This is a genomic window from Cupriavidus sp. FW305-26 (assembly GCF_058787975.1).
In genome coordinates, this window is the sequence record NZ_JBYTAH010000163.1 from 1 (window position 1) to 1256 (window position 1256).

Sequence of the window (1256 nt, forward strand, 5' to 3'; positions counted from 1 at the left end):
GGTTCTTCACCGATTTCCGGGGAAGGCCGCCCGGATCTTCAAGAAGAAGTAGTGGTCATCACGGAAGCCATAGGCCATGCGTTTGATCACCTTGATCCGGTTATTGATGCCTTCCACCAGATTGGTTCCCAGCGGCCAGCGGCTGTGAGCCAAGATGCCTGGCAGATATGGTTTGAGCCGTTTGGCGAACAGGCATAGTGGGGCGATGCCGCTGTCCATGGCCCGCTCGTACCACTCTTGCCAGAAGCGTCGGGCGTAGCCGGGATGGCGATATGCCCAAAGCGTCTTGAGGTCGTCCTTGAGCACGTAGACGGTCATCAGCGCCTGGTTGGCAGCCAGTATTTCATCAAGCCGGATCTGATCGGCCTCCCGGGTGACGTTCTCTCGATTGCGCAGCAGCAACCAGCGAGAGGATTTCACCACCTTGCGGGCGGCCCGGTCGCCGCGCAGCCGATTGGCCTCATCCACCCTGACCCGGTCGATGACTTCACGGCCATACTTGGCCACCACATGAAACAGGTCATAGATGACCTCCGCTTTCGGGCAGTGCATCCGCACTTCCCGGTCGTAGGCGGTATTCATGTCCATCACCGCGGCGCGCAGCCGGGCACAGCCTTCAGGGCCAAGCAGCTTGAAGAAGGGCCGGATCTCCTCTCGCGAGCGCCCGCGCCCAACCCAGAGTACCCGCTTGCTCGAAGGCTCGACGATGACCGTGGCATAGCGATGGCCCTTCTGGATCGCAAACTCGTCCATCGCGATCACCGTGACGCCACTCAGATCGACCGGCTCCAGTTCCCGCTCCAGATGGCGCAGATCGATGCGCTTGACCGTAGTCCAGGCCAATCGGTAGAAGCTAGCGACATGGCGCAACGACATGACCTTGCACAGTCGCGCTACGCTGGCGGCTAGCCTCGTTGTAACCCGCGCATAGGGCGCGAGCCAGTCCAGGCGCTCCAGCTTCGGGCCACATTTCCGACAAGCCAGACGAAGTCGCGGCACGACCAGCTCCACCGGAATATCGAACACTGGCAGATCCCGCACGCGCCGCTCGACCCGGTCGTGGATACTGCTAACGCCTCGACCACAGCCATCGCAGCACCGCCTGCGGCGCGCCTTAGGTTCTAGCCGGATGACGCAAATACGCTGCCCATTACGGGTCTCTTCCCAGCTATCGCGCAGGCGATAGCCTTCCCAGCAGCCGAGCTGGGCCATACAATCGCGTGGGGCCAACCTCCACCTTCCTGATTCTTGTTGTG

General features: G+C 61.5%; 1 protein-coding gene. It reads right to left on the reverse strand.

The window, feature by feature from the left end:
• Window positions 1-6: 6 nt before the first annotated feature.
• Window positions 7-1230, reverse strand: coding sequence for an ISL3 family transposase (locus tag AC3WQZ_RS35665; protein WP_492302164.1), 1224 nt, complete (start codon window positions 1228-1230; stop codon window positions 7-9).
• Between the last annotated feature and the right edge of the window lie 26 nt (window positions 1231-1256).